Consider the following 22,897-nt stretch of genomic DNA (forward strand, 5'->3'; position numbering starts at 1 on the left):
CTGCCTCTTCAACCTGTGGAGAAACTGAGAATTTCCCAGTTCTCAGGTCAAGTTATATCGGCATGAACGCCCGAACCCGTGCCCCCTTTCTGGGGGTGTGCCTGACCCCCCGCGCACAGTAACTTCATTGCCTCGGATTCACGCCGAGAAACCGGCGTCGACACCCGCTTCGACGCGGGCGCAGCGGCACCACGGGCAAGCCCGCCTAGTCTGAGAGACATGGACGTGCTTCTCGATATCTGGCAACGCATGATGACACCGCACGCCGCACTGACGCCCCTGGCTGCGTGGCTGACCCTCGCAACGGCCGCAGCGATCGTGGTGTTTTCGCCGGTGTGGCGCCTCGCACGCCACGCCATCACTATCGTGCACGAAGGCGGTCACGGCGTGGCGGCGGTTCTCAGCGGCCGACGGCTCGGCGGCATCCGCTTGCATTCGGACACGTCTGGGCTCACCGTGAGCCGCGGGCGCCCGACCGGTCCCGGCATGATCTTCACCCTGTTGGCCGGATACCCGGCCGCTGCCTTAATCGGACTGGGCGCCGCCTGGCTACTCAGCCGGGGTTACGACGTGGGTCTGCTGTGGGCGCTGCTTGCCGCGCTGGCTCTGCTGCTCGTGCAGATTCGCAACTGGTTCGGGCTGTGGTCGGTGGCCGTAACCGCTGTCGTGGTCTTCGGTGTCTCCTGGTTCGGCTCGGAGCGAGTGCAGGGGGTGTTCGCCCTGCTGGTCACGGCATTTCTGCTGTTCGGCGCCCTGCGCACAACCCTCGAGCTGCAGCAATCCCGGTCGCGTCGGGCGGGTTCGTCGTCGGACGCCGATCAGCTGGCCCGGCTCACGCACATCCCGGGTATCTTGTGGGTCGCGGTCTTTCTCGGCGTGCAGTTGCTCGCTCTGGCATTGAGCGCACGCCTGCTCGGGTTGGTGTAGTCAACCAAACCTGAGTGGACCACGCAGCCAACCGTGACAGGGTTATTTGCATGACAAAAATTGCGATTATCGGTGGCCATGGAAAGATTGCCCTTCAATTGGCCCGCTTGCTCACCACTGTCGGGAACGAGGTCAGTTCGCTGATTCGAAATCCCGCGCACTCCGCTGATATCTCGGCGACCGGTGCGACGCCGGTTCTGGCGGACGTCGAGAACCTGTCGACCGACCACATCGCCGCAGTGCTGGCCGGGCACGACGCGGTCGTCTGGTCCGCTGGCGCCGGCGGCGGAAGCCCGGAGCGCACCTATGCGGTGGACCGGGACGCGGCCATCCGCTCCATGGACGCCGCAGCGCAAGCTGGCATCTACCGCTACGTGATGGTGTCCTACCTCGGATCCCGAGCGGATCACGGCGCTTCCCCCGACGACGGCATGTTCGCCTACTACGAGGCAAAAGCAGCCGCAGACGACTACCTGCGAGCCACCTCACTGAACTGGACCATTCTCGGCCCGAGCGCACTCACCCTGAACGCTGCTACCGGCTCCATCGCGGTAGGTTCCGACGTGGCTCGTGGCGACACTTCGCGCGAGAACGTGGCCCTGGTGGCTGCCGCCGTACTGTCCAGCGACAACACGGTGGGAAAGTTCATCGAGTTCACCGACGGCGATCAGCCCATCAACGTCGCTCTCGCAGAGATTCGCTAATCTAGTGGGCTGCTCAGGCGTCACGGCCAAACCAGGTCGTGACGCCGGGCGAGTAGAGCACGGAGTCCGGGACGCGCTGGGCGAGGCCGGCGAAACCGGCAGCGGCCAGCAGCGTGTCGTCAAGGCTCAGCAATGCGGCAGAATACAGCCGCCACGGTTCGTGATGATTGCGCAGGTGCACGGTGCGACCACGGATGCTTGTGAACAGCGCCCAGCGCGCAGTCAGAAAATCTGCCAGCGCATCGTGGACCACCAGGGCGGAACCGGGTCGCGCCACGATAGCGGTGTGCTTGGTTCGATCACCGTGCCGCGTCGAGGAATACCGGTACTCACCGGAATCGATGCTGAGACGGGTACGGGACCAGACATAGGGCAGTGAAAACACCGCGCGAGCGGTCAACACCGCCGCCAGACGACTGGCTTCCAGGGACACGAACACAACTCCGCGACGACCGCGGGAATCAACAGCGTAGAGGCGCACGTTCACCTCCACGAAGGTGCCGAAATAGGGTATCGGCGGGCTGGAAAGTACGGTCGCGCGGTCGAGCACGAATGGAATCAGACCCACCCAACTGGAACCGTCGTACTCGTCGGGAACCAAGCCGGGGGGAAGAAGCGGGGCGACCCGCGCAGCATCCACTCGCCAGTGCAGAAAAACTAGGTGAGCCCACCGCTGGCTTGCCAGAGCCCGCCCGCCCAGGGTTGGTGCTGTCGCCGAAATGGGATTGGCCTCATCCTGTTTCATAGCGTCCCCTCCCCGCGTATTCTGCGCGATCTATGCCTCACGGTACTCGCTCGCCGGAAGAAAACGCCTGTTGATCGCCCGGGAATGCCGGCCACCGGGGGCGTCCGCTCAGCAATCGCGGAGGCGGCCTGTGTAAGCATGAAGAAGACAACATCGTCAGAAAAAACTTCGCGTGTGTATCGTGCGGCCAGATGACTTGCGTCCAGAAGTGAGGGGACGGATGCCCGGTTCGACCATTCTCGACCTCGTTCTAATTTTGATCTTGTTCTTGGCCCTGGTTAATGGCTACCGCACCGGACTGCTGAGAAGCCTCACCGGTATTGTCGGCGCGGTGGCGGGCGGTATTGCCGCATTCTTCGTCGTTCCTCTCGTGGGCGGTTGGATCCCCGTAGCCGAGTGGCGCACCCCGGCAACCATCGCCGTGGCGATTCTGCTCGTTCTGTTCGGGCATTCGATCGGCGCTTCCGTCGGTGGAATGGTGAGCGGAGGCAAGCGGCGTTCTCCGCTCGGCACGCTCAACCGCGTGCTGGGGGCGGTGTTCGCCGCCGTTGCCTCGGCCCTCGTGGCCTCGATGGTCGCGTTCAGCATCGGCGCCCTCGGCATCCCGTTTCTTTCCCCCGCCATCGCCACGTCGACCGTCGTCTCCGGTATTGATTCGCTGACACCGGACCCGGTCAAGGCAATCATGGCGGAGCTTCGCTCCAAAGCCGTCGAGCAGGGACTGCCCCGCATCGTCGACGCGTTCGCCGGCCCGACACCGGATGCCGCGAAAGCCGACACGAGCAGCCCGGCCCTGGCCGTGGCCGCGCAGTCCGTCGTGCGTATCACCGGCACGGCCTACGCCTGTGGGCAGAGCCAGTCCGGCAGTGGCTTCGTCGTCTCGGACGGTCGCGTCGTCACGAACGCGCACGTCGTTGCCGGAGTGGACCGGCCCGTTGTTGAGACTCCCGCAGGACAAGCCCTGGCCGGTGAGATCGTTTACTTCGACCCGGTCGACGACCTCGCCATCATTTCGGTGCCTGGCCTGACCACCGCGCCGCTCGCGATCGGGGAAAATCTCGCAGCGGGCAGCGGTGCCGTTGCCGACGGTTATCCGTTCGGCGGTCCTTACGTCTCAGACCCGGCCCAGGTCATCTCCCTCAGCACCATCAGTGTCGCCGATATCTACGGCCAGGACCCGACAGCCCGAGAGGTCTACACCGTCGCGTCCGACGTGCAGCAGGGGGAATCCGGTGGACCGCTCCTGAGCGAGTCCGGTCTGGTCGTCGGCGTCGTCTTCGCGAAGGCGTCCAACACCGAGAATGTCGGCTACGCCCTTGCCCTCGCCGAAGTGCTACCGGTCATGAGCGCGGCATCCACTCTGTCGGAGCCGGTCTCCTCCGGAACCTGCATTCGCGGCTAACCCGGCACGGCTCGCTTCCGAGCACGCGAAAGGGCGGCGAGGAGGCCACGGCTGGGTAGCCACTGCCTGCTCGCCGCCCTGTCGTGGACGATTGAAGCTAGAGCGAGTTAGACACGCTCGAGGGCGTAGCCCTCTTCGCCGTGCACGCTGGTGTCGATTCCAGCCAGTTCGTCTTCGTTCTTGATTCGGAAGCCGATGGTCTTCTCGATCGCCAGACCGAGTACGTAGGCCACGATGAAGGAGTAGAGCAGAACGGCGAAGGCCGCGATGGCCTGAACCGCGAGCTGACCGAGGTCGCCGCCGGTGAACAGGCCGGTGCCGATGGCGAAGAAGCCGAGGAACAGCGTTCCGATGATGCCACCGACCAGGTGGATGCCCACGACGTCGAGTGAGTCGTCAAAGCCGAACTTGAATTTGAGCTCGACGGCGAGGGCGCAGACGGCGCCGGCGACAGCACCGAGCAGGAGCGCCCAGCCGGGCTCGAGGTTGGCGCAGGCCGGGGTGATGGCGACGAGGCCGGCGACCGCGCCGGATGCGGCACCGACCGAGGTGGCCTTGCCGTCCTTGAATTTCTCCACGAGCATCCAGGCGAGGATGGCCGCGGCGGTGGCACCGAGGGTGTTGACGACGATGATGCCGACGTTGGCGAGGCCATTGAACATTTCGGCACCGGCGTTGAAACCGAACCAGCCGAACCAGAGAATGGAGGCACCGAGGAGTACCAGCGGAACGTTGTGCGGCTTGCTGATGCCCTTCTGGAAGCCGATGCGCTTGCCCAGGACCAGCGCCAGGGCGAGGGCTGCAGCACCAGCGTTGATGTGCACCGCGGTTCCACCGGCATAGTCGATGACGCCGGGGAGGCCGAGCGTGTTGCCGAGTTCCATGATCCAGCCACCGCCCCAGACCCACGCCGCGACGGGGAAGTAGACCAGGGTCGCCCAGATTCCCACGAAGATCATCCAGGAACCGAACTTGGCGCGGTCTGCGACAGCACCGGAGATGAGAGCGACGGTGATGATGGCGAAGGTCGCGCCGAAGGTCGCGCCGAGCAGGTCGACGCTGCCGGTCTCACCCATGGCCAGCTGGCCCAGGCCGAAGTCGGAGAACGGGTTGCCGGAGAATTCGGTGGGGCTGCCGACGGCGCTCATGTTGAAGCCGTACAGAATCCACAGGACGCTGATCAGTCCCAGTGCGCCGAAGCTCATCATCATCATGCTGATGACGCTCTTGGCCTTGACCAGTCCGCCGTAGAAGAAGGCGACACCTGGGGTCATAAACAACACGAGTGCGGTGGCTGTGAGCCCCCATGCAATGCTTCCGGTATCCATAGATTGTCCTAACGCGTCTCGAGGGTGCAGGGTATGCGAATGCTGGTGGGTACGTAACGGGTACAGCGAGAACGGCGCGCGAACGACTCGCTCGCAGCCCCATCCTCGGTTCGCATTAGTATTACCGCTCGACGTTTCAGGAAGCACACCGGGGTGTTTCGTGCACGTTACGGATCAGAATTTGCTCTGCACGGGTCGAGAAACGCCCGTCGGCCAGGGCTGAAACACGGAGGGCAAACAACAACGACCGCCGGTTTCAGGCGCCGCCGATCTATGTTTCCGGCAGGTAACAGCTCGGGGTCAGGAAAAAGTTGGGCGCTTCAGAGCCCGAGGCGGTTGGGGTCAATCGGAGTGCGGCGGCAACTCTCCGGTGGTGAGGGCGACCATGCGGGACTGCGACCGCTGATACTTCTTGCGATACCCACCCGCCATCATTTCCTCGTCGAAGACCTCATTGAGCGGACGCCCACTGGCGACGATCGGAATTTCGGCGTCATAGACCCGGTCGATGAACGCCACGAGGCGCAGGGCATCGGACTGATCGGTCAGCAAGAAAACACCGCGCAGGGCAATCACGTCAACATCCCGAATGACCTTGACATATTTCGACGGATGCACGGTGCCCAGATGCCGGATCAGGGCTCCGAAGTCATCCTCGGTAACTTTCGAACCACGCCCCAACAGCGTGTTAACCAGATGCTCCCGGGCTTCGGGCTCCACCGCCACAGCCTGACCGGTGACATTGCGGCGGCGATAGTCGAGGCCGTCAATGCGCAGGGTTTCGAAGTTAGCGCTCATCGCCGAGATCTCGCGCAGAAAGTCCTGGGCGGCGAACCGCCCCTCGCCGAGCGAGTTGGGCGGGGTGTTCGACGTGGCGGCGACGCGGGTTCCGGTAGCGACGAGTTCACCGAGCAGTCGGGTCATCACCATGGTGTCGCCCGGATCGTCGAGCTCGAACTCGTCGATACAGATGAGCTTCGCGCTGCGCAACTCCTTGATCGTCTCCTGATAGCCGAGCGCGCCGACGAGAGCGGTGTATTCGATGAATGTACCGAAATACTTCGGACCGGTCGCCGCGTGCCAGAGCGCGGCGAGCAGGTGCGTCTTGCCAACACCGAATCCCCCGTCGAGGTAGATGCCGGGCAGGTCATCCTTGGTTTGGCGTCGACGGGAGAAGAATCCGGCCGGCCGGGGGTTCACGAACTCCTGCAGCTTCTCCACTGCCGCCATCTGGGACGGATAGTCATGATCGGGTCGGTAGTTCTCGAACGAAGCGTGTTCAAACTGAGGAGGCGGCACCAGCTCGGCCACGATTTCGCGCCCGGTGATGCTCGGGGTGCGCTCGGCCAATTGCGGGACCGTGTGGTGTGCCTTCTCGTGGGCCTCTGGTGCCATGCTGAAACGCCCGTTCTCGTTCTTGGTTCTGCGAATGCGCTGGGTGTCGGCACCGCGTAGTTTTAAGGGGTGGGACCGGACAAGCCTAATCCGCGGTCAACCCGAATCCGTATGCATCCGCGGCCCACCTGGAGGTAACATGACCGTCCCACTCGACCCTACCGAGAAGTTTGCCGCCTTCGCCCACCCGTCCCGGCTGGTTTCAACCGCGTGGCTGGCCGACCACCGCACGGATGCCGGACTGGTCGTCGTTGAATCCGATGAAGACGTCTTGCTCTACGAGGTCGGACACATCAGGGGCGCGGTGAAGATTGATTGGCACACCGACCTCAATGACAAGGTCAACCGCGACTATATCGACGGCACCGCTTTCGCCGCCCTGATGAGCAGCAAGGGCATCGCTCGCGACAGCACCATCGTCGTCTACGGCGATAAGAGCAACTGGTGGGCTGCCTATGCACTCTGGGTTTTCACCCTCTTCGGCCACGAGGATGTTCGCCTGCTCGACGGAGGCCGCACGAAGTGGCTCGCCGAGGAACGCGAGATGACAACGGATGCTTCCCCGGTGGCACCCACGAATTACCCGGTGGTCGAGCGCATCGACGCCCCGATACGGGCCTTCAAGGCTGACGTCCTGGCGCACTTCGGCAACCCGCTCATTGACGTGCGCTCCGACGAGGAATACAGCGGCGCCCGCACGACGATGCCCGCCTACCCCGAGGAAGGCGCCCTCCGCGGCGGCCACATTCCCACGGCCGCGTCGGTGCCGTGGGCCCGCGCCGCCGCCGAGGACTCCACCTTCAAGACGCGTGCTGAACTCGACGGGATCTACCGCACAGAAGCGGGCCTGACCGACGACGACGACGTGATCGCGTACTGCCGTATTGGGGAACGGTCCAGTCATACCTGGTTCGTACTGACCCATTTGCTCGGCTTCGAGAACGTGCGCAACTACGACGGGTCGTGGACCGAGTGGGGCAACGCCGTCGCCGTACCGATCGCGATCGGCACTGCACCCGGCACTGCCCCCGGCACTGCCCCCGGCACTGCGTCGGCGCAGCACCGATGAGCGCACTTCCGGCCCAGTTGGCCGAGATTCAGGAGGATTTTCTCGCCCTCGAGCAGAAGGACCGTTTGCTTTTGCTGCTCGAATTCGCCAACGAGCTGCCCGAACTCCCGCAACAGTTTCAGGACCACCCCGACCTGCTCGAGCGCGTCGTTGAGTGTCAGTCCCCGGTCTTCATCTTCGTTGATCTGGATGCCGACGGCGCGTTCCACCTGCACGCCACGGCTCCCCGCGAATCGCCGACCACCCGGGGGTTCGCATCGATCCTCGCCCAGGGCCTCGAGGGCCTCAGCGCCGAGCAGGTATTCGCCGTGCCCGACGACTATCCGCTGTCCATCGGCCTGACCGAAGCCGTCTCACCGCTCCGCCTCCGCGGTATGAGCGCCATGCTCGGCCGGGCGAAACGTCAGCTTCGGGAGCGCCTCGGCTGAACAGCACTGCGGTCAACGGGCAGTGCGGTCAAGGAGCGCTGCGGCAGCCGGCCCAGCCACGACGCGATCTCGGCGTTCCACCGGGTGGGATCAAAATTCCACAGTTTGGTGTGTCGAGCTTGGGCAAATGCAACGAAGGTCACGATGTCGGGCCGCCGATCGGCGAGTCGGTGCGAGCCGGTAGCCGGCACGAAACCATCGTCATCGCTGTGGAGCAGCAGAATGGGTCGGTTCACGTCGCGGGCTCTCGCCACGAAATCGAGCCGGCCAAAATCAATCGGAGTGGCCTGCCCCGTGATGCGTCCGGCCCAGCGGGCGCCCATTATCGCGACCGCACAGCGCGCGATCAGCGTCGGCAATCGGCGGTCCCGAGCCTGCGCCGCCACGACGTCAGTCCAATCGATGACCGGTGAATCGAGCACCACGCCGTCGATCCGGTCTGCGTGTCGGCTGCGGGTCAACGTCTGTAAAACCACGGCACCGCCCATCGACCAGCCCATCAGCACGATGCTCGTCGCACCGTGGTCGACGGCGTAGTCGAGTGCGGCCTGAATGTCGGGCCATTCAGTGTCGCCGAGACCGTACCGCCCATCATCGCTGGTAGGCGCATCCCCGTCGTTTCGATAGGAGACCAGCAACGACGTGTAGCCGGCCGCGCGGAATACCGGCACGGCCCGCAGGGCTTCCTCGCGACGCACGGCCCGGCCGTGCACCTGGATGACCCACCGACCCGCTGGTGCCGCGTCATCCGCTGGAATGAGCCAGGCGGGCGCCGCACCGACGGGAGTGGACACGGTCACTTCCGTCCACGCCCCGCCCAGGTCGGCCGGGCTGGTATAGAGCCAGCCGCTGAACCGGCCGCGTCGGGCGGCGGGCAGATCACCGTAGTCGACGCTGAGAATGCGCCGGGTCACGCTGGTCGCCGTGCGCGTGGTGACCTCACCGACCCGGGCGTGGCCGGTACCGGCGCTGAAGAAGAAGCTGTAGTCGCCCGGCAGCACGGAATCCCGGTGACGCTGCAGGGTGACGGTGCCATTTTGCAGGTCGACTCCGTACACCCTGGTGTCATCGCCCCGCGCTCCCGGCGGCGTCACGATCGTTTTGGCCATAACCGCCGCGAGCACACCGACCGCGCCGACAACGGCGACAGCCGAGCTGGCCGCGACGATGCCGGTCACGGTGAGAACCCCTCGTAGAACGCCCTGTTGACGCCCGTTTGGGGGATGTGGGTCGCGCACGTGCACCTCCGACTGGTCGGCGTGCCTCACGGACAACACCCAGAAAAAACTCTAGTCTGCAGACGTGCCCGAAACACATCAATCGCTCCCCGCGGAGTTTGCCGCGGCATTGACCGCCATTCGCCGCGCCACGAGCCGGGCCGAACTGATCGTTACGGAGATTGCGGCTCCCGCCCACCTCGCCCCGTATTCGATCGCCCTCTCCGCCAATATCCAGCCGGTGCGGCACGGTAGCGACTCCGAGCTGGGCACCGGCCGCTTCATCCTGCTCTACGACCCGGACGAGCCCGAAGCCTGGAACGGAGCGTTCCGCGTGGTCTGTTTCGCCCAGGCACCGCTCGAGGTCGAGATCGGGTTGGACCCGTTTCTGGCCGAGGTGACCTGGACGTGGCTCGTCGATGCTCTTGACTCGCGAAAAGCAATGTACACCGCCGCCTCCGGAACGGCGACTAAAATAATTTCATCAGGCCTTGGCGAACTCGCCAAACAAGGAGATGGCGCGCAGATTGAGCTGCGCGCGTCGTGGACACCCCTGAATCACAATCTCACCGCCCACGTCGAGGGGTGGGGCGAGCTGCTCTGCATGCTGGCCGGACTCCCTCCCGCTGGGGAAGGAGTCAGCATGTTGTCAGCACGCCGAGCAGCCCGTGGCTGAATCGCAATCCAATCAGAGCGTCGCCGCGCCGCCCGCCGTTCACCACCGCGTCATTGATACCCGTGAGGCCTACCTCGCCGCAACGGCCGCTTTGGCCGCAGGCACCGGACCGGTCGGCGTCGACGCGGAGCGGGCCTCCGGTTTCACGTACTCCCAACGGGCCTATCTCATTCAAATTTATCGCCGCGGCGCCGGCACGTTCCTCTTCGATCCGCCACCGATCGGCGATTTCAGCGAACTGAACGATGCCCTCGCCGACGCGGAATGGATTCTGCACGCCGCGAGCCAGGATTTGGCTTGTCTACGGGAGGTCGGGCTCGACCCCACACGTATTTTCGACACCGAACTCGCCGCCCGGCTACTCGGCATTCCTCGCGTCGGCCTCGGCACCGTGGTGGAAGAGCTGCTCGGTATCCACCTCAAGAAGGAGCACTCCGCCGCGAATTGGTCGACCCGCCCCCTGCCCGAATCCTGGTTGGTCTACGCGGCTCTCGACGTTGAGCTGCTTCCCGATCTGCGCGACAGCATGGTCGATCTGCTCGTCGAGTCCGACAAGACCGACATTGCCGAGCAGGAATTTTCCGCCACTCTGGCCAAGGAGGCTAAGGCCGCCCGCGTGGACCCGTGGCGTCGACTATCGGGCATCCACTCGCTGCGTGGACAGCGCAATATGGCCGTCGCTCGCGAGCTGTGGCTGGCCCGCGACGAATTCGCGCGCGAGGTCGATGTCTCCCCCGGACGGCTGGTACCAGACGCCGCGCTGCTCGCCGCCGCCCGCGTTCTTCCCACGACCCGTCAGGCACTGTCCGACCTGCGCGAGTTCAACGGGCGGGCGAGCCGCAACGAACTCAGCCGCTGGTGGGCCGCCATCCAGCGCGGCCAGGCGACCACGGATCTGCCTGCTCTCAAGGCGACCAACGACACCTTGCCGCCGCCGCGGGCCTGGGCCGACCGCAACCCGCCAGCCGACGTACGCTATAAGGCGGCCAGGGCAGCATTGCAAACCGTCACGGATGAACAGGAAATACCCCTCGAAAACCTGCTGACGCCAGACTTTCTGCGCCGGGTGTCCTGGTCGCCGCCGGATCCGGCAAATGCGGCTTCGGTGGGGGAAGCTCTGGCCATTTTGGGGGCGCGACCCTGGCAAATTGACGTGACCGCACAATTAATAGCGGATGCCTTTGTAGAGATTCCACAAATCGGCGACCCGGCGCCCGATCTGGAGTCGTAGAAACCGGCAAACGATTCGGGCGGCCAATCGTGCCACCCTAGGATCAGACGAGACCTAACAGATTGATTCGAATCTGACTGATTCTGATCCAACATTGATTTGGAACTACCTACGGGAGGCATTGTGGCCGAGAGAGCAGAAGTCGTTTTTGTGGACGGGGTTCGAACTCCGTTCGGACGCGCCGGCGAAAAGGGCATGTACTGGAACACCCGAGCCGATGATCTCGTGGTCAAGGCGATTATCGGGTTGATGGAACGCAACCCGGGGGTTCCGCCGGAACGTATCGACGATGTCGCCATCGCGGCCACGACCCAGACGGGCGACCAGGGGTTGACCCTGGGGCGCACGGCCGCGCTCCTGGCCGGTCTGCCCAAGTCGGTTCCCGGATTCGCCATTGATCGGATGTGCGCCGGAGCGATGACCGCGGTCACCACGATGGGTGCATCGATTGGCTTCGGTGCCTACGACCTGGCCATCGCCGGCGGCGTCGAACATATGGGACGTCACCCGATGGGCTTCGGCGCCGACCCGAACCCCCGCTTTCTGTCCGAGCGGCTAGTCAGTGAAGACGCCCTCAATATGGGCGCCACCGCCGAGCGCATTCACGACCGGTTCCCTTCATACACCAAGGAACGCTCCGACCGGTTCGCGCTGCGCAGTCAGCAGAAGGTGGCCGCGGCCTACGACGCCGGCAATATCCAACCCGACCTGATTCCCGTGGCCACGCGCAGCGAGTCCGGCTGGGGCCTCGCAACCCGCGACGAAGCGCCCCGCCCCGAGACCACACTCGAGGGACTGAGCACGCTGAGGACACCATTCCGTTCGCACGGTCGAGTCACGGCCGGCAACGCCTCCGGCCTCAACGACGGTGCCACCGCCTGCCTTCTCGCCAGCGGCGCGACGGCCAAAGAACTCGGCCTCGGTGTCAAAATGACCATGGTGAGCTTCGCTTTCGCCGGCGTCGAACCGGAGGTCATGGGCCTCGGCCCGGTACCCTCCACCGAGAAAGCACTGCGCAAGGCCGGCCTGTCAATCACCGACATCGGACTGTTCGAGCTCAACGAAGCCTTCGCCGTGCAGGTCATCTCCTTTCTTGACCACTTCGGTATCGACGATGAAGACCCTCGCGTCAACGAATACGGCGGAGCGATCGCGATCGGACATCCGCTCGCCTCGTCGGGCGTTCGTCTGATGAACCAGCTCGCCCACCAGTTCGAATCGCACCCCGAGGTGCGCTACGGCCTCACCGCCATGTGCATCGGCCTCGGCCAGGGTGGCTCCGTGATTTGGGAAAACCCGCACTTCAACAAGAAGGCAGCCAAGCGATGACCACTACCGACTACAACACCCTCGACTTCAGCTCGCTTGTTGCGATCTCGGGTGACGAGGTCGTCACGCACTCCTTTGTGCGCGACGTGCCCCTTCGCTCGGGCCGGACCCTGGCTCTGGTCACCCTCGACAACGGTCGGGACCACACCCGTCCGAACACCCTGGGCCCGGTCACCCTCCTGGAATTCGCCGCCACCATGGACGAGCTCGCTGGTCGGGCCGAACGCGGTGAGATCCACGGCGTTGCCGTCACCGGCAAGCCGTTCATTCTCGCCGCCGGTGCCGATCTGAGCAAGGTCGCCGAGATTCCCTCGCTGGAGACCGGCAAGCTGCTCAGCCAGCTCGGCCACCATGCGCTCGGCAAGCTCGACACGCTCGGGGTACCGTCGTTCGTCTTCATCAACGGGCTCGCACTCGGTGGCGGCCTTGAAATCGGTTTGAACGCCAGCTACCGCACTGTTGATGCGTCGGTTCCAGCAATCGCGCTGCCCGAGGTATTCCTCGGCCTGATTCCCGGCTGGGGCGGCTCCTACCTGCTGCCCAACCTGATCGGCATCGAGAACGCACTCAAGGTGATCATCGAGAACCCGCTCAAGAACAACCGCACCCTCACCGGAGCGGATGCCCTGGAGCTCGGCATCGCCGATGCCATGTTCACGTCCGCGCGCTTCCTGGAAGAGTCCATCTCCTGGGCCGACGGAGTTCTGGCAGGAACCGTGAAGGTGTCCCGTCCGAACGAGCCCGGCAAAATCGAGCGCCTCGTCAAGTGGGACGTCGCCATCGGCATCGCCCGCAAGATGTTGGTGAACCGCATCGGCGAGGTCGCGAAGTCGCCCTACGTGGCGTTGGAACTGCTGCAGGCTGCCAAGAGCGGCAGCCGCGCCGATGGCTTCCAGCGTGAAGACGAAGCCCTCGCCGGCCTCATCGCCGGCGATCAGCTCCAAGCCAGTATCTACGCCTTCAATCTCGTGCAGAAGCGTGCCAAGCGCCCGGCGGGAGCACCGGACAAAAAACTGGCCCGCCCGATCACGAAGGTCGGAGTGATTGGTGCTGGTCTTATGGCCAGTCAGTTCGCCCTGCTCTTCGTGCGGCGGCTGCGGGTACCGGTGGTCATCACCGACCTCGACCAGGCCCGTGTCGACAAGGGAGTGGCCTATATCCACGATGAGATCGCCGCCCTGCAGACCAAGAAACGCATCTCGTCCGACGAAGCCAACCGGCTGCGCGCGCTAGTCACCGGCACGACCGACAAGTCGTTGTTCTCGGATGCCGACTGGGTCATCGAGGCCGTCTTCGAGGAACTCGGTGTGAAGCAGTCGGTGTTCGCCGAGATCGAGAAGTTCGTTTCCCCCGAAGCAATTCTGGCGACGAACACCTCGTCGCTCTCGGTTGAGCAAATCGGATCGAAGCTGACGCATCCGGAGCGCCTCGTGGGCTTCCATTTCTTCAACCCGGTCGCGGTCATGCCCCTGATCGAAGTCGTCAACACGCCGCAGACCAACGAGGTCACCCTCGCGACCGCCATGGTCATTGCCGGCAAGCTGCGCAAGAACGCGGTCATCACGCGGGACACTCCCGGTTTCGTGGTCAACCGCGTACTGGCCAAGCTGCTCGGCGAAGCGATGAATGCCGTTGACACCGGCACCCCGTTCGAGGTCGTAGAAGCCGCTGTCGCGCCGTTCGGGCTGCCGATGACCCCGTTCGAACTGCTCGAGCTGGTCGGCCTCACGGTGGGCGCCCACGTGCTCGACACGCACCACGGGGCTTTCCCCGACCGGTTCTTCGAAAGCGACAACCTGCACAAGCTCGCCGAGCATGGCAAGATCCTCGAACGCGACGGCAAGGGCCGCCGTACCGGTTTCGACAAGGGTGCACTGAAGATCGTCGCCGGCGGCACCACCCCCATGACTGCGGAGCAGATTCAGCAGCGCGTCGAAGACGGCCTGGCCGACGAGATCAAGCGGATGCTCGACGACGAGGTTGTGCACGCGGCTGAAGACATCGATCTCTGCATGATTCTCGGCGCCGGCTGGCCGTTCCAGATGGGCGGGATCACCCCGTACCTCGACCGCGTCGGCGCGAGCGAACGCGTCTTCGGCAGCACATTCCACACGCCGCCGATTCGCGGAATCGGCGCACGGGTTGAATCAGTTGCGCGCGGCTAGGGGCTAACCGGACCGGTCGGCGAGACCGGGCCCACCATAGGAAAGCGGGCCCATGATCTATCATGGGCCCGCTTTCCGGGCCCGGGCCCGGTTAGAAGTGGAAGAAGACGCTAGTCTCGGCGGGTTACGCGGATGGCGCCGGTGTCGGTGTGGTTGGCCGGCAGCGGCCGGGCGTTGGGGATTTTGCTGCCGAGCACCATGGCCACAACGTCGCGAGCGATCGCCTGCGGGGTCAGTCCGACCCGTTCCAGAATTTGCGCACGAGTGCCGTGGTCGAGGAACTGGTCGGGCAGGCCGAGTTCGGTCACCGCCGTGTCGACGCCGGCTTCACGCAGGTCCTGCCGGATCCGCGTGCCGATTCCGCCGACCCGAATGCCGTCTTCAATCGTGACGACGATGCGGTGTGCCGCCGCGAGGGCAATGATGCTCTGGGGCACCGGAACGACCCAGCGCGGGTCAACGACCGTCGCCCCGATCCCCTGCGCCGCGAGCCGGTCCGCCACGTCAAGGCCCATCGCCGCCATCGGTCCGACCGTGACGATCAGCACGTCTTGCTGGGTCGCTTCCTGCAGCACGTCAACGCCGTCATCGAGACGACGAATCGCATCAAGCTCCAGCCCGACGCTGCCCTTGGGGAAGCGCAAGACGGTTGGCCCGTCGTCGACGATCACGGCCTCGGCCAATTCTTCGCGCAGGCGCACGGAATCGCGCGGTGCGGCCAACCGAATGTTCGGCACGACCTGCAAAATGGCGAGGTCCCACATGCCGTGGTGGCTGGGTCCGTCCGGCCCGGTGACGCCCGCGCGGTCCAGTACGAAGGTCACGCCGGCCTTGTGCAGGGCAACGTCCATGAGCACCTGGTCAAAGGCGCGGTTGATGAAGGTGGCGTATAGCGCGACGACGGGGTGCAGTCCCCCGTAGGCGAGCCCGGCCGCACTGGTCACCGCGTGTTGCTCGGCGATTCCCACGTCGTGCACGCGGGCCGGAAAACGTTCGGCCATTTTGTGCAGCCCGGTCGGCCGGAGCATCGCTGCGGTAATGGCCACGATCCGTTCGTTCTCGGTGGCCAGGCGCAGTAATTCGTCGGCGAAGACGCTGGTCCAGGATGCCGCGCCCGGCTCTTCCACGGATTCGCCGGTTTCCGGGTCAATCTGCCCGACCGCGTGGAACTGGTCAGCGACGTCCTGCACGGCCGGGTCGTAGCCCTTCCCCTTTTGGGTGATGGCGTGCACGATGACCGGCGCGCCGTAGCCCTTGGCCTGGGCGAGGGCCTCTTCCATGGCGTGCACATCGTGCCCGTCGATCGGGCCGATGTACTTGATGTCGAGGTTTGAATACAGGGCTTCGTTGTTGGTGACCCGGGCGAGGAAACCGTGCAGACCACCGCGCGCACCGCGCCAGAGCGCTCGTCCGGGCGCACCGAAACGGTCGAAGACGTCTTTGCTGGTGAGGTAGGCATCCCGATAGCTCGCTCGAGTGCGCACGGTGTTGAGGAAGCGAGCCATGCCGCCGATGGTGGGTGCGTAGGAGCGACCATTGTCGTTGACCACGATGATGAGCTTGCGCGTATTGTCATCGCTGATGTTATTGAGCGCTTCCCAGGTCATTCCCCCGGTCAGGGCTCCGTCGCCGACGACGGCGACCACGTGCCGGTCCTTCTGGCCCGTGATCTCGAAGGCACGGGAAATGCCGTCCGCCCAGGACAGCGAGCTGGAGGCGTGCGAGCTCTCGACGATGTCGTGCTCAGACTCCGAGCGTTGCGGGTAACCGGCGAGGCCGTCCACCCGGCGGAGTTTGCTGAAATCCTGACGCCCGGTGAGCAGCTTGTGCACGTAGGACTGATGGCCGGTATCGAAGACGATCGCGTCGGTCGGTGAGTGAAAGACCCGGTGGATGGCGATGGTCAGTTCGACCACGCCGAGGTTCGGCCCGAGATGCCCGCCCGTCTTTGAAATCTCGCGCACCAAAAAGGAGCGGATCTCTTTCGCCAGCTGCGGCAACTGCTCTTTCGAGAGACCATCGAGGTCCCGGGGACCATGAATTGTCTCCAGAAGGATCATCCGTCACACCTTTCACGTCGTCTGTTCATGAAACTGTTTTCGAAACCAAACCGGCGCGTAGGCCCGAATAAATCGAGTCTACGCGCCGGAATCATACTGGTGGAGCGAGGCGAAGGCCGCGCCCTGTGCTAGCTCAGACGAGCGAGCGCAGCACGTACTGCAGGATGCCACCGTTGCGGTAGTAGTCCGCTTCACCCGGGGTGTCGATGCGCACGACGGCATCGAACTCGACCGGTGCCTTGCCGGCGGCCGAGAATTCACTCGGGACGCAGGTGACGTGCACGGTCTTCGGGGTCTTACCGTTGTTCAGCTCGGTGATGCCGGAGATCGAGACGATCTCGGTGCCATCGAGGCCGAGCGAGTCGGCGCTCTGGCCGACCGGGAACTGCAGGGGTACAACGCCCATCCCGATGAGGTTCGAGCGGTGGATGCGCTCGAAGCTCTCCACGATGACGGCCTTGACGCCGAGCAGGCTCGTACCCTTGGCTGCCCAGTCACGACTGGAACCCGAACCGTATTCCTTGCCACCGAAGATGACGAGGGGCGTTCCGGCGGCCTGGTAGTTCTGGCTGGCATCATAAATGTCTGCCTGCGGGCCTCCAGCGACGCTGAAGTCGCGGGTGAATCCACCCTCGACGTTGTCGAGGAGCTGGTTGCGCAGACGGATGTTCGCGAACGTTCCGCGAATCATGACCTCGTGGTTTCCACGACGCGAGCCGTAGGAGTTGTAGTCGCCACGAGCGATGCCGTGCTCGGCGAGGTAACGACCGGCAGGACCATCAGCCTTGATCGAACCGGCCGGGCTGATGTGGTCTGTAGTGACTGAGTCGCCGAGCTTGGCGAGTACGCGAGCATCCGCAATGTCAACCACCGGAGTGGTTTCCAGCTTCATGCCGTCAAAGTACGGGGGCTTGCGCACGTAGGTGGACTCGGCGTCCCAAGCGAAGGTATCGCCAACGGGAGTTTCGAGCGACTGCCAGCGCTCGTCGCCGTCGAAGACACCGGCGTACTGCGTTTCGAACATGTTCGAGTTGATGGACTCGTCGATGGTCTTCTGTACCTCGTCGGCGTCGGGCCAGATGTCCTTGAGGAACACGTCGTTGCCCTCGGTGTCCGTGCCGAGCGAGTCGGTGTCGAAGTCGAAGTTCATCGTGCCGGCCAGGGCATAGGCGATGACGAGCGGCGGGCTGGCCAGGTAGTTCATCTTCACGTCGGGGTTGATGCGCCCCTCGAAGTTGCGGTTACCGGAGAGCACGGCGGTGACGGCCAGGTCGTTCTCCTGCACGGCGGTGGAGATTTCGCTCTCGAGCGGGCCCGAGTTGCCGATGCAGGTGGTGCAGCCATAGCCGACGAGGTAGAAGCCGAGGTCTTCGAGGTAGCCGTTGAGGCCGGCCTTCGCGTAGTACTCGGTGACGACCTTGGAACCGGGAGCGAGGGTGGTCTTGACCCACGGCTTGCTCTTGAGTCCCTTGAGGCTCGCGTTGCGGGCCAGCAGGCCTGCTGCGAGCATCACGGACGGGTTCGACGTGTTGGTGCAGGAGGTGATCGCGGCGATGGCCACGGAGCCGTTGTCGATCGTGAACGCACGGCCGTCGGCCAGGGTGACGTCGGTCGGCTGCGGGTGCGACTTCGTCGGGTGGCTGGTGTGTCGCTCCACACCACACTCGTAGGTGTGCTCGTGCGCGGTCTGCTCGTCCTGCGGGGTGAGGCCCAGCGGGTCGGAAGCGGGGAAAGTACCCTCTAGTGCCGCGTCCACGAGGGAGACCGGCGCGTTGGCGTAGTTGTCCAGGTCGCGTTCGAACTGGCTCTTTGCCTCGGAGAGGATGATGCGGTCCTGCGGACGCTTCGGTCCGGCGATCGACGGAACGACCGTGGACAGGTCGAGCTCGAGGTACTCGCTGAAGATCGGCTCCTGATCGGGGTTGTGCCAGAGTCCCTGCAGCTTCGAGTACGCCTCGACCAGCGCGACCTGCTCTTCGCTGCGGCCGGTGAGGCGCAGGTAGCCCAGCGTGACGTCGTCGACCGGGAACATGGCGGCCGTCGAGCCGAATTCGGGGCTCATGTTGCCGATGGTGGCGCGGTTGGCGAGCGGCACGGAGGCCACACCCGATCCGTAGAACTCAACGAACTTGCCGACGACGCCGTGCTGGCGCAGCATCTGCGTGATGGTGAGTACGACATCCGTTGCGGTGACGCCGGCCGGAATGACACCGGAGAGCTTGAACCCGACAACCTTGGGGATGAGCATGGAAACCGACTGGCCGAGCATTGCGGCTTCGGCTTCGATTCCGCCGACGCCCCAACCGAGCACGCCGAGGCCGTTGACCATGGTCGTGTGTGAGTCGGTGCCGACGCAGGTGTCCGGGTAGGCCTGCAGTACGCCGCCCACCTCACGGGTCATGGTGACGCGAGCCAGGTATTCGATGTTGACCTGGTGCACGATTCCGGTTCCCGGCGGCACCACCTTGAAGTCGTCGAACGCGGTCTGGCCCCAGCGGAGGAACTGGTAGCGCTCACCGTTGCGCTCGTACTCGATCTCAACGTTTTTCTCGAAGGAGTCGGGGGTGCCGAACAGGTCTGCGACGACGGAGTGGTCAATGACCATTTCGGTCGGGGCGAGCGGGTTGATCTTCTTCGCGTCGCCGCCGAGCGTGACGAGGGCCTCGCGCATGGTGGCGAGGTCGACGATGCAGGGAACTCCGGTGAAGTCCTGCATGATGACGCGAGCCGGCGTGTACTGGATCTCGGTGTCGGGCTCCGCGGTGGGTACCCACGCGCCGAGGGCACGAATGTGCTCGGCGGTAATGTTTGCGCCGTCTTCGGTGCGCAGGAGGTTCTCCAGCAGCACCTTCAGGCTGTATGGCAGCTTCTCGTAGCCGTCGACCGCGTCCAGACGAAAGACTTCGTAGTCCGTCGAACCGACGCGCAACGTGTCTTTGGCTCCGAAGCTATTAACCGCGGTATTTGTTGAATCCGACACAATGCCCTCTCCGTTGTGGGAGCCGACGGGATACCGGCGGCAATCCTCAATTCTTGTGCGCTGCCACGACCTCGTGCCAGCAAGGCAAGCCTAACCAGCGGATGCCGGGGGCTGCCCTTTTCCATCGAGTCGCGTCGGCGAATCATCACCGAGCAACTATCTTGACGTCAAGATAACTCTAGCAGGGCGGGAGCGCTGCAGAATGGTCGCTTAGAGCGCGTCTGCGGCATCCGCTTTGCGATATACCGAGCGCACCATGAGCCATGACACCACGAGCAGCGGCGCGTAGAGCGGGATGCCCATGAGCAGTTTCATCGTGGCGAGTACCTCGATGTTGTCGGCGAGGTAGAGCGGCAACTGCACGGCGAGCCGGGCGATGAACAGTCCGGCCCAGCACAGCGTCAGAAGTCTCAGGACCCGACGCTTGGCTGGATCCTGCCGCCAAGCCGTGCCGTCGCCCATAAGAAAGCCCACGGCCAGCCCGATCAGCGGCCAACCCACGAAGACGGAGACCAGCAGGGCGGCGCCGTAGCCGAAGTTGGTCCAGAGACCCACGATGAAAAATCCCGAAGCCTTTCCCGAGAACAGCGCCAGGGCCACACTGATTCCGGTGCCGATCAGGCCGCCGATGGCGGGCGCGACCGTTTGCTGCGTCACAGCGCGCAGGGCGACGAAGATCACGCCGAGCACGAGCGGGGCGATGAGCGCGGGCAGCAGAGATGCGATCGTCGCCGGGCTGTTCGGGTCGATCGTGAGCGAGTAGGTGACCAGAAAAACCAATCCCGGCAGCACGGCCTCAATCAGGCCACGGACGCCCCCCATCGCCGCGAGCAGCGCCTGACTGTTAATGGCCTCACCGTCGGTCGCCGAACTGAATCCGGCACGCCGGGCCGCGCCCGCCATGGATTCGGCAAAAACACCGGACACGGTCGGGCTCGGTTGGTCGGGATTGTCCTGACCCTCCACGGGCACCGGCCCTGGCTCGGCCGACGCAGGCGTCGTATCGGGTCGAGAATCGTCGGGCTCGCGTGCGTCAGTCATGAGGTGCGCTGCAACCTAGGCCGGGGCGGTCTCGCTGGCGCCGGCCGGCGTGGCCGGCATGCGCAGCGGAATGAGGTCCCGCGGCGGCATCGGGGTGGAGCCGCGCACCACGACGATGCTGCGGAACAGGTCTTCGATCTGCGCTGCGGCCGCCGGGTCGATCGCACCCTCGCCGGCGATGACCCCGCGTAGAAACCAGCGCGGGCCATCAACGCCAATAAAGCGCGCGAGACGGGTGACTCCACCGGCCTCTTGGCCGGCTGCGACGGGGATCTCGGCGACGAGTTCGGGACCGAACGGGCCCTCACGAGGCGTCGTGGTGCCGCCCTGCTTGCCGATCTGGTCGGCGATCTGGTCGCGGATCTCGTGCCACAGTCCGCTCGAGCGCGGCGCGGCGAACGGCTGCACCTGCAGGGTGGAACCGGCGAAGTCCAGGCCGATGGCCACAACGCGTTTGCTGCCCTCTTCGATTTCGAGGCGCAGGTGCAATCCTTCACGCGGAAGAATCTTGATTCCGCCGAGGTCGACGTAGGGCCGCACCGGGTTGGCCTCTGACTCGTCGTACGGGCCCTCGGCTTCACGGTCGTCGGGCGCCGACTTCGGCATGGGGGCGGGGAACTCCGCCGGGTTCGTGATGTCACTCACCGGTTATCTCCTGTCTGCGGGGCGGCTGCGCCCGGCACTGATGCGTGGTTGGGGACGCTGCCTGTGTTGCCTGCAGCGTGCGGCAGAACGCCGGTGGAACCAAACCCGCCCTCGCCACGCTGGCTGCCGGGCAGCTTGTCAACGGCAATGAACGTGGCGCGAACGACGGGCATCACGATGAGCTGGGCGATGCGATCGCCGATCGCGATCGTGAACGATTCGCGGGGATCCGTATTCAGCAGGGCGACCTTGATTTCGCCGCGGTAGCCGGCATCCACCGTTCCGGGAGAGTTCACGATGGTGATGCCGTGCTTGACGGCGAGCCCGCTTCGGGGAACGACAAAGGCCGCATATCCGTCGGGAAGGGCGATCGACACGCCGGTGCCGACAAGTGCACGGGTTCCCGGGGCGAGCACGAGCGCTTCGGCCGCGTGCAGGTCTGCCCCGGCATCACCGGGGTGTGCGTAGTTCGGGAGGATGGATGCCTGGATCAGTACTTCGACGCTTTCTGCCACGTGTCGAGGGTAGTGCAGATATCTGATCGAATAGAGCCATGCCTGATTACCGCGAAAAACTGTGGCCCAACGCCTGGGCCTTCATCGTCACCGCTCTGGTGATACCAGCGAGCATTCTCGTGCTCGTACCGATCTCTCTCTTTGCCGGCATCGTCACGGCCGCCGTGCTGTACGGCGGCTGCGTGCTGCTGCTCATCCTGGCCGCACCGGTCGTGCGCGTGCAGAACGGCGAGTTGGTTGCCGGACCGGCAACAATCTCGACCCGCCTGCTCGGCGAAGCGACGGTCTTTGCCAAGTCCGAAGCCACCCAGGAACGCGGACCCCGATTGGATGCCCGCGCCTGGCTGCTCATCCGGGGCTGGATCGACCCGGTCGTGCGGGTACCGATCGTCGATGCGACCGATCCGGCGCCGTACTGGATCATCTCCAGCCGTCACCCCACAGAGTTGGCCGCCGCGATCAATGAATCGCGAACGGCCAACGTGGGCTAAATCAGATGGTGCTTGTTCAGCACCTGTTTGGTCAGACACCGTGCTGATCAAACAGGTGCTGAACAAACAGGTGCTGATCAAACAGGTGCTGATCAAACATCGTGCTGGTTGAATCGTGCGGGTCTTAGGAGTCGCACTCCAGGCAGACGGTACCGAGCTTGGTTTCGTGGCCCATCTGCGAGCGGTGCTTCACGAGGAAGCAATTCACGCAGGTGAACTCGTCGGCCTGCGGGGGCAGAACGACGACATCGAGGTCCAGGTCGGACAGATCGGCACCCGGAAGGTCGAACCCACCGGGGTTGTCGGAGTCGTCGACATCAACGCTGCCGGACATCTTGTCTGGCACACGTTCCTTGAGGGCCTCGATCGACTCAGAGTCGTCTTCAGTCTTTCGGGGTGCGTCGTAATCGGTTGCCATGCCCATCCATTTCAGTTACGCCGATAAACGAAATCGGCGGGCACAGTTTCCAACAATCCAGACGGAATAGCAAACCGTCCGCCAACCTTCGTGTTCGGACATGAAGAAACAACTTGCGGCACGCCCGGCGT

Annotated in this window: 20 protein-coding genes; 10 read left to right on the forward strand and 10 right to left on the reverse strand. The window is 64.5% G+C overall.

The annotated features are described in order from the left end of the window. The first annotated feature begins 219 nt into the window (after positions 1-219). Together QMK22_RS13970 and QMK22_RS13975 are read left to right on the forward strand one after the other, a co-directional pair. Complete coding sequence (locus tag QMK22_RS13970; RefSeq protein ID WP_283498257.1) at positions 220-927, forward strand: M50 family metallopeptidase; 708 nt, start codon at positions 220-222, stop codon at positions 925-927. A gap of 50 nt (positions 928-977) precedes the next feature. After that, positions 978-1,631 (forward strand): SDR family oxidoreductase, encoded by a 654-nt coding sequence (locus QMK22_RS13975; RefSeq protein WP_283498258.1) that lies wholly within the window; start codon positions 978-980, stop codon positions 1,629-1,631. A 13-nt stretch (positions 1,632-1,644) separates the two neighbouring features. On the opposite strand, the gene QMK22_RS13980 is transcribed toward QMK22_RS13975, so the two are convergent. Beyond that, a complete protein-coding gene (locus QMK22_RS13980; protein WP_283498259.1) occupies positions 1,645-2,376 on the reverse strand; it encodes a YqjF family protein in 732 nt (243 codons plus the stop codon). Between the two features lie 220 nt (positions 2,377-2,596). Here QMK22_RS13980 and QMK22_RS13985 point away from each other — a divergent pair, with 220 nt between their 5' ends. After that, positions 2,597-3,778 (forward strand): MarP family serine protease, encoded by a 1,182-nt coding sequence (locus QMK22_RS13985; RefSeq protein ID WP_283498260.1) that lies wholly within the window; start codon positions 2,597-2,599, stop codon positions 3,776-3,778. A 107-nt stretch (positions 3,779-3,885) separates the two neighbouring features. Here the strand turns inward: QMK22_RS13985 and QMK22_RS13990 are convergent, their stop codons facing one another. Next, entirely contained in the window at positions 3,886-5,106 is a 1,221-nt protein-coding gene (locus QMK22_RS13990; protein WP_283498261.1) for an ammonium transporter, read from the reverse strand. A 342-nt stretch (positions 5,107-5,448) separates the two neighbouring features. After that, a complete protein-coding gene (gene zapE / locus QMK22_RS13995; protein ID WP_283498262.1) occupies positions 5,449-6,501 on the reverse strand; it encodes a cell division protein ZapE in 1,053 nt (350 codons plus the stop codon). A 139-nt stretch (positions 6,502-6,640) separates the two neighbouring features. Between zapE and QMK22_RS14000 the strand changes: the two genes are divergently transcribed. Both QMK22_RS14000 and QMK22_RS14005 read left to right on the forward strand, forming a co-directional pair. Further along, positions 6,641-7,570 carry a sulfurtransferase gene (locus QMK22_RS14000; RefSeq protein ID WP_283498263.1) on the forward strand — a complete coding sequence of 310 codons (930 nt, stop codon included), beginning with the start codon at positions 6,641-6,643 and terminating at the stop codon, positions 7,568-7,570. Further along, on the forward strand, positions 7,567-7,998 hold the full coding sequence (locus tag QMK22_RS14005) for a SufE family protein (RefSeq protein ID WP_283498264.1): 432 nt from the start codon (positions 7,567-7,569) through the stop codon (positions 7,996-7,998). The genes QMK22_RS14000 and QMK22_RS14005 overlap by 4 nt, the downstream gene beginning before the upstream one ends. On the opposite strand, the gene QMK22_RS14010 is transcribed toward QMK22_RS14005, so the two are convergent. After that, complete coding sequence (locus QMK22_RS14010) at positions 7,974-9,275, reverse strand: alpha/beta hydrolase family protein (RefSeq protein ID WP_283498265.1); 1,302 nt, start codon at positions 9,273-9,275, stop codon at positions 7,974-7,976. The two genes, QMK22_RS14005 and QMK22_RS14010, sit on opposite strands and share 25 nt — an antisense overlap. 25 nt (positions 9,276-9,300) lie before the next feature. Here QMK22_RS14010 and QMK22_RS14015 point away from each other — a divergent pair, with 25 nt between their 5' ends. The 4 genes from QMK22_RS14015 (at position 9,301) to QMK22_RS14030 (ending at position 14,616) form a co-directional block, all read left to right on the forward strand. Further along, the gene (locus QMK22_RS14015; RefSeq protein WP_283498266.1) at positions 9,301-9,891 is read left to right on the forward strand and encodes a DUF3000 domain-containing protein; all 591 of its coding nucleotides are present in this window, start codon (positions 9,301-9,303) and stop codon (positions 9,889-9,891) included. Beyond that, on the forward strand, positions 9,884-11,122 hold the full coding sequence (locus tag QMK22_RS14020) for an HRDC domain-containing protein (protein WP_283498267.1): 1,239 nt from the start codon (positions 9,884-9,886) through the stop codon (positions 11,120-11,122). The genes QMK22_RS14015 and QMK22_RS14020 overlap by 8 nt, the downstream gene beginning before the upstream one ends. Before the next feature lie 123 nt (positions 11,123-11,245). Next, entirely contained in the window at positions 11,246-12,451 is a 1,206-nt protein-coding gene (locus QMK22_RS14025) for a thiolase family protein (RefSeq protein WP_283498268.1), read from the forward strand. Next, positions 12,448-14,616 carry a 3-hydroxyacyl-CoA dehydrogenase NAD-binding domain-containing protein gene (locus tag QMK22_RS14030; RefSeq protein ID WP_283498269.1) on the forward strand — a complete coding sequence of 723 codons (2,169 nt, stop codon included), beginning with the start codon at positions 12,448-12,450 and terminating at the stop codon, positions 14,614-14,616. The genes QMK22_RS14025 and QMK22_RS14030 overlap by 4 nt, the downstream gene beginning before the upstream one ends. A gap of 110 nt (positions 14,617-14,726) precedes the next feature. Here the strand turns inward: QMK22_RS14030 and dxs are convergent, their stop codons facing one another. The 5 genes from dxs to dut all read right to left on the reverse strand — a co-directional run bounded on the left by dxs (position 14,727) and on the right by dut (position 21,857). Further along, on the reverse strand, positions 14,727-16,676 hold the full coding sequence (gene dxs, locus QMK22_RS14035; RefSeq protein WP_283498270.1) for a 1-deoxy-D-xylulose-5-phosphate synthase: 1,950 nt from the start codon (positions 16,674-16,676) through the stop codon (positions 14,727-14,729). A gap of 133 nt (positions 16,677-16,809) precedes the next feature. Next, positions 16,810-19,656, reverse strand: a complete 2,847-nt coding sequence (acnA, locus tag QMK22_RS14040; RefSeq protein ID WP_283498271.1) for an aconitate hydratase AcnA — start codon at positions 19,654-19,656, stop codon at positions 16,810-16,812. Between the two features lie 210 nt (positions 19,657-19,866). Then, positions 19,867-20,697, reverse strand: a complete 831-nt coding sequence (locus QMK22_RS14045; RefSeq protein WP_283498272.1) for a DUF3159 domain-containing protein — start codon at positions 20,695-20,697, stop codon at positions 19,867-19,869. 15 nt (positions 20,698-20,712) lie between these two features. Then, on the reverse strand, positions 20,713-21,303 hold the full coding sequence (locus QMK22_RS14050) for a DUF3710 domain-containing protein (protein WP_283498298.1): 591 nt from the start codon (positions 21,301-21,303) through the stop codon (positions 20,713-20,715). A 35-nt stretch (positions 21,304-21,338) separates the two neighbouring features. Next, positions 21,339-21,857 (reverse strand): dUTP diphosphatase, encoded by a 519-nt coding sequence (gene dut / locus QMK22_RS14055; protein WP_283498273.1) that lies wholly within the window; start codon positions 21,855-21,857, stop codon positions 21,339-21,341. Between the two features lie 38 nt (positions 21,858-21,895). Between dut and QMK22_RS14060 the strand changes: the two genes are divergently transcribed. Further along, positions 21,896-22,348 (forward strand): DUF3093 domain-containing protein, encoded by a 453-nt coding sequence (locus tag QMK22_RS14060; protein WP_283498274.1) that lies wholly within the window; start codon positions 21,896-21,898, stop codon positions 22,346-22,348. A 124-nt stretch (positions 22,349-22,472) separates the two neighbouring features. Here QMK22_RS14060 and QMK22_RS14065 read toward each other — a convergent pair whose 3' ends face one another. Continuing rightward, positions 22,473-22,766: a DUF4193 domain-containing protein gene (locus QMK22_RS14065; protein ID WP_283498275.1), complete on the reverse strand. Its 294-nt coding sequence runs from the start codon at positions 22,764-22,766 to the stop codon at positions 22,473-22,475. Positions 22,767-22,897 lie beyond the last annotated feature (131 nt).

This window comes from Cryobacterium sp. PH29-G1 (assembly GCF_030063365.1).
Classification (GTDB): domain Bacteria; phylum Actinomycetota; class Actinomycetes; order Actinomycetales; family Microbacteriaceae; genus Cryobacterium.

Coding starts and splice junctions, on each gene's coding strand:
- QMK22_RS14050 (WP_283498298.1), bottom strand. CDS start 21,303: ATGCCGAAGTCGGCGCCCGACGACCGTGAAGCCGAGGGCCCGTACGAC.
- QMK22_RS14060 (WP_283498274.1), top strand. CDS start 21,896: ATGCCTGATTACCGCGAAAAACTGTGGCCCAACGCCTGGGCCTTCATC.
- QMK22_RS13990 (WP_283498261.1), bottom strand. CDS start 5,106: ATGGATACCGGAAGCATTGCATGGGGGCTCACAGCCACCGCACTCGTG.
- QMK22_RS14030 (WP_283498269.1), top strand. CDS start 12,448: ATGACCACTACCGACTACAACACCCTCGACTTCAGCTCGCTTGTTGCG.
- QMK22_RS13980 (WP_283498259.1), bottom strand. CDS start 2,376: ATGAAACAGGATGAGGCCAATCCCATTTCGGCGACAGCACCAACCCTG.
- dxs (WP_283498270.1), bottom strand. CDS start 16,676: ATGATCCTTCTGGAGACAATTCATGGTCCCCGGGACCTCGATGGTCTC.
- QMK22_RS14065 (WP_283498275.1), bottom strand. CDS start 22,766: ATGGCAACCGATTACGACGCACCCCGAAAGACTGAAGACGACTCTGAG.
- QMK22_RS13975 (WP_283498258.1), top strand. CDS start 978: ATGACAAAAATTGCGATTATCGGTGGCCATGGAAAGATTGCCCTTCAA.
- QMK22_RS14045 (WP_283498272.1), bottom strand. CDS start 20,697: ATGACTGACGCACGCGAGCCCGACGATTCTCGACCCGATACGACGCCT.
- QMK22_RS13985 (WP_283498260.1), top strand. CDS start 2,597: ATGCCCGGTTCGACCATTCTCGACCTCGTTCTAATTTTGATCTTGTTC.
- QMK22_RS14000 (WP_283498263.1), top strand. CDS start 6,641: ATGACCGTCCCACTCGACCCTACCGAGAAGTTTGCCGCCTTCGCCCAC.
- zapE (WP_283498262.1), bottom strand. CDS start 6,501: ATGGCACCAGAGGCCCACGAGAAGGCACACCACACGGTCCCGCAATTG.
- QMK22_RS13970 (WP_283498257.1), top strand. CDS start 220: ATGGACGTGCTTCTCGATATCTGGCAACGCATGATGACACCGCACGCC.
- QMK22_RS14005 (WP_283498264.1), top strand. CDS start 7,567: ATGAGCGCACTTCCGGCCCAGTTGGCCGAGATTCAGGAGGATTTTCTC.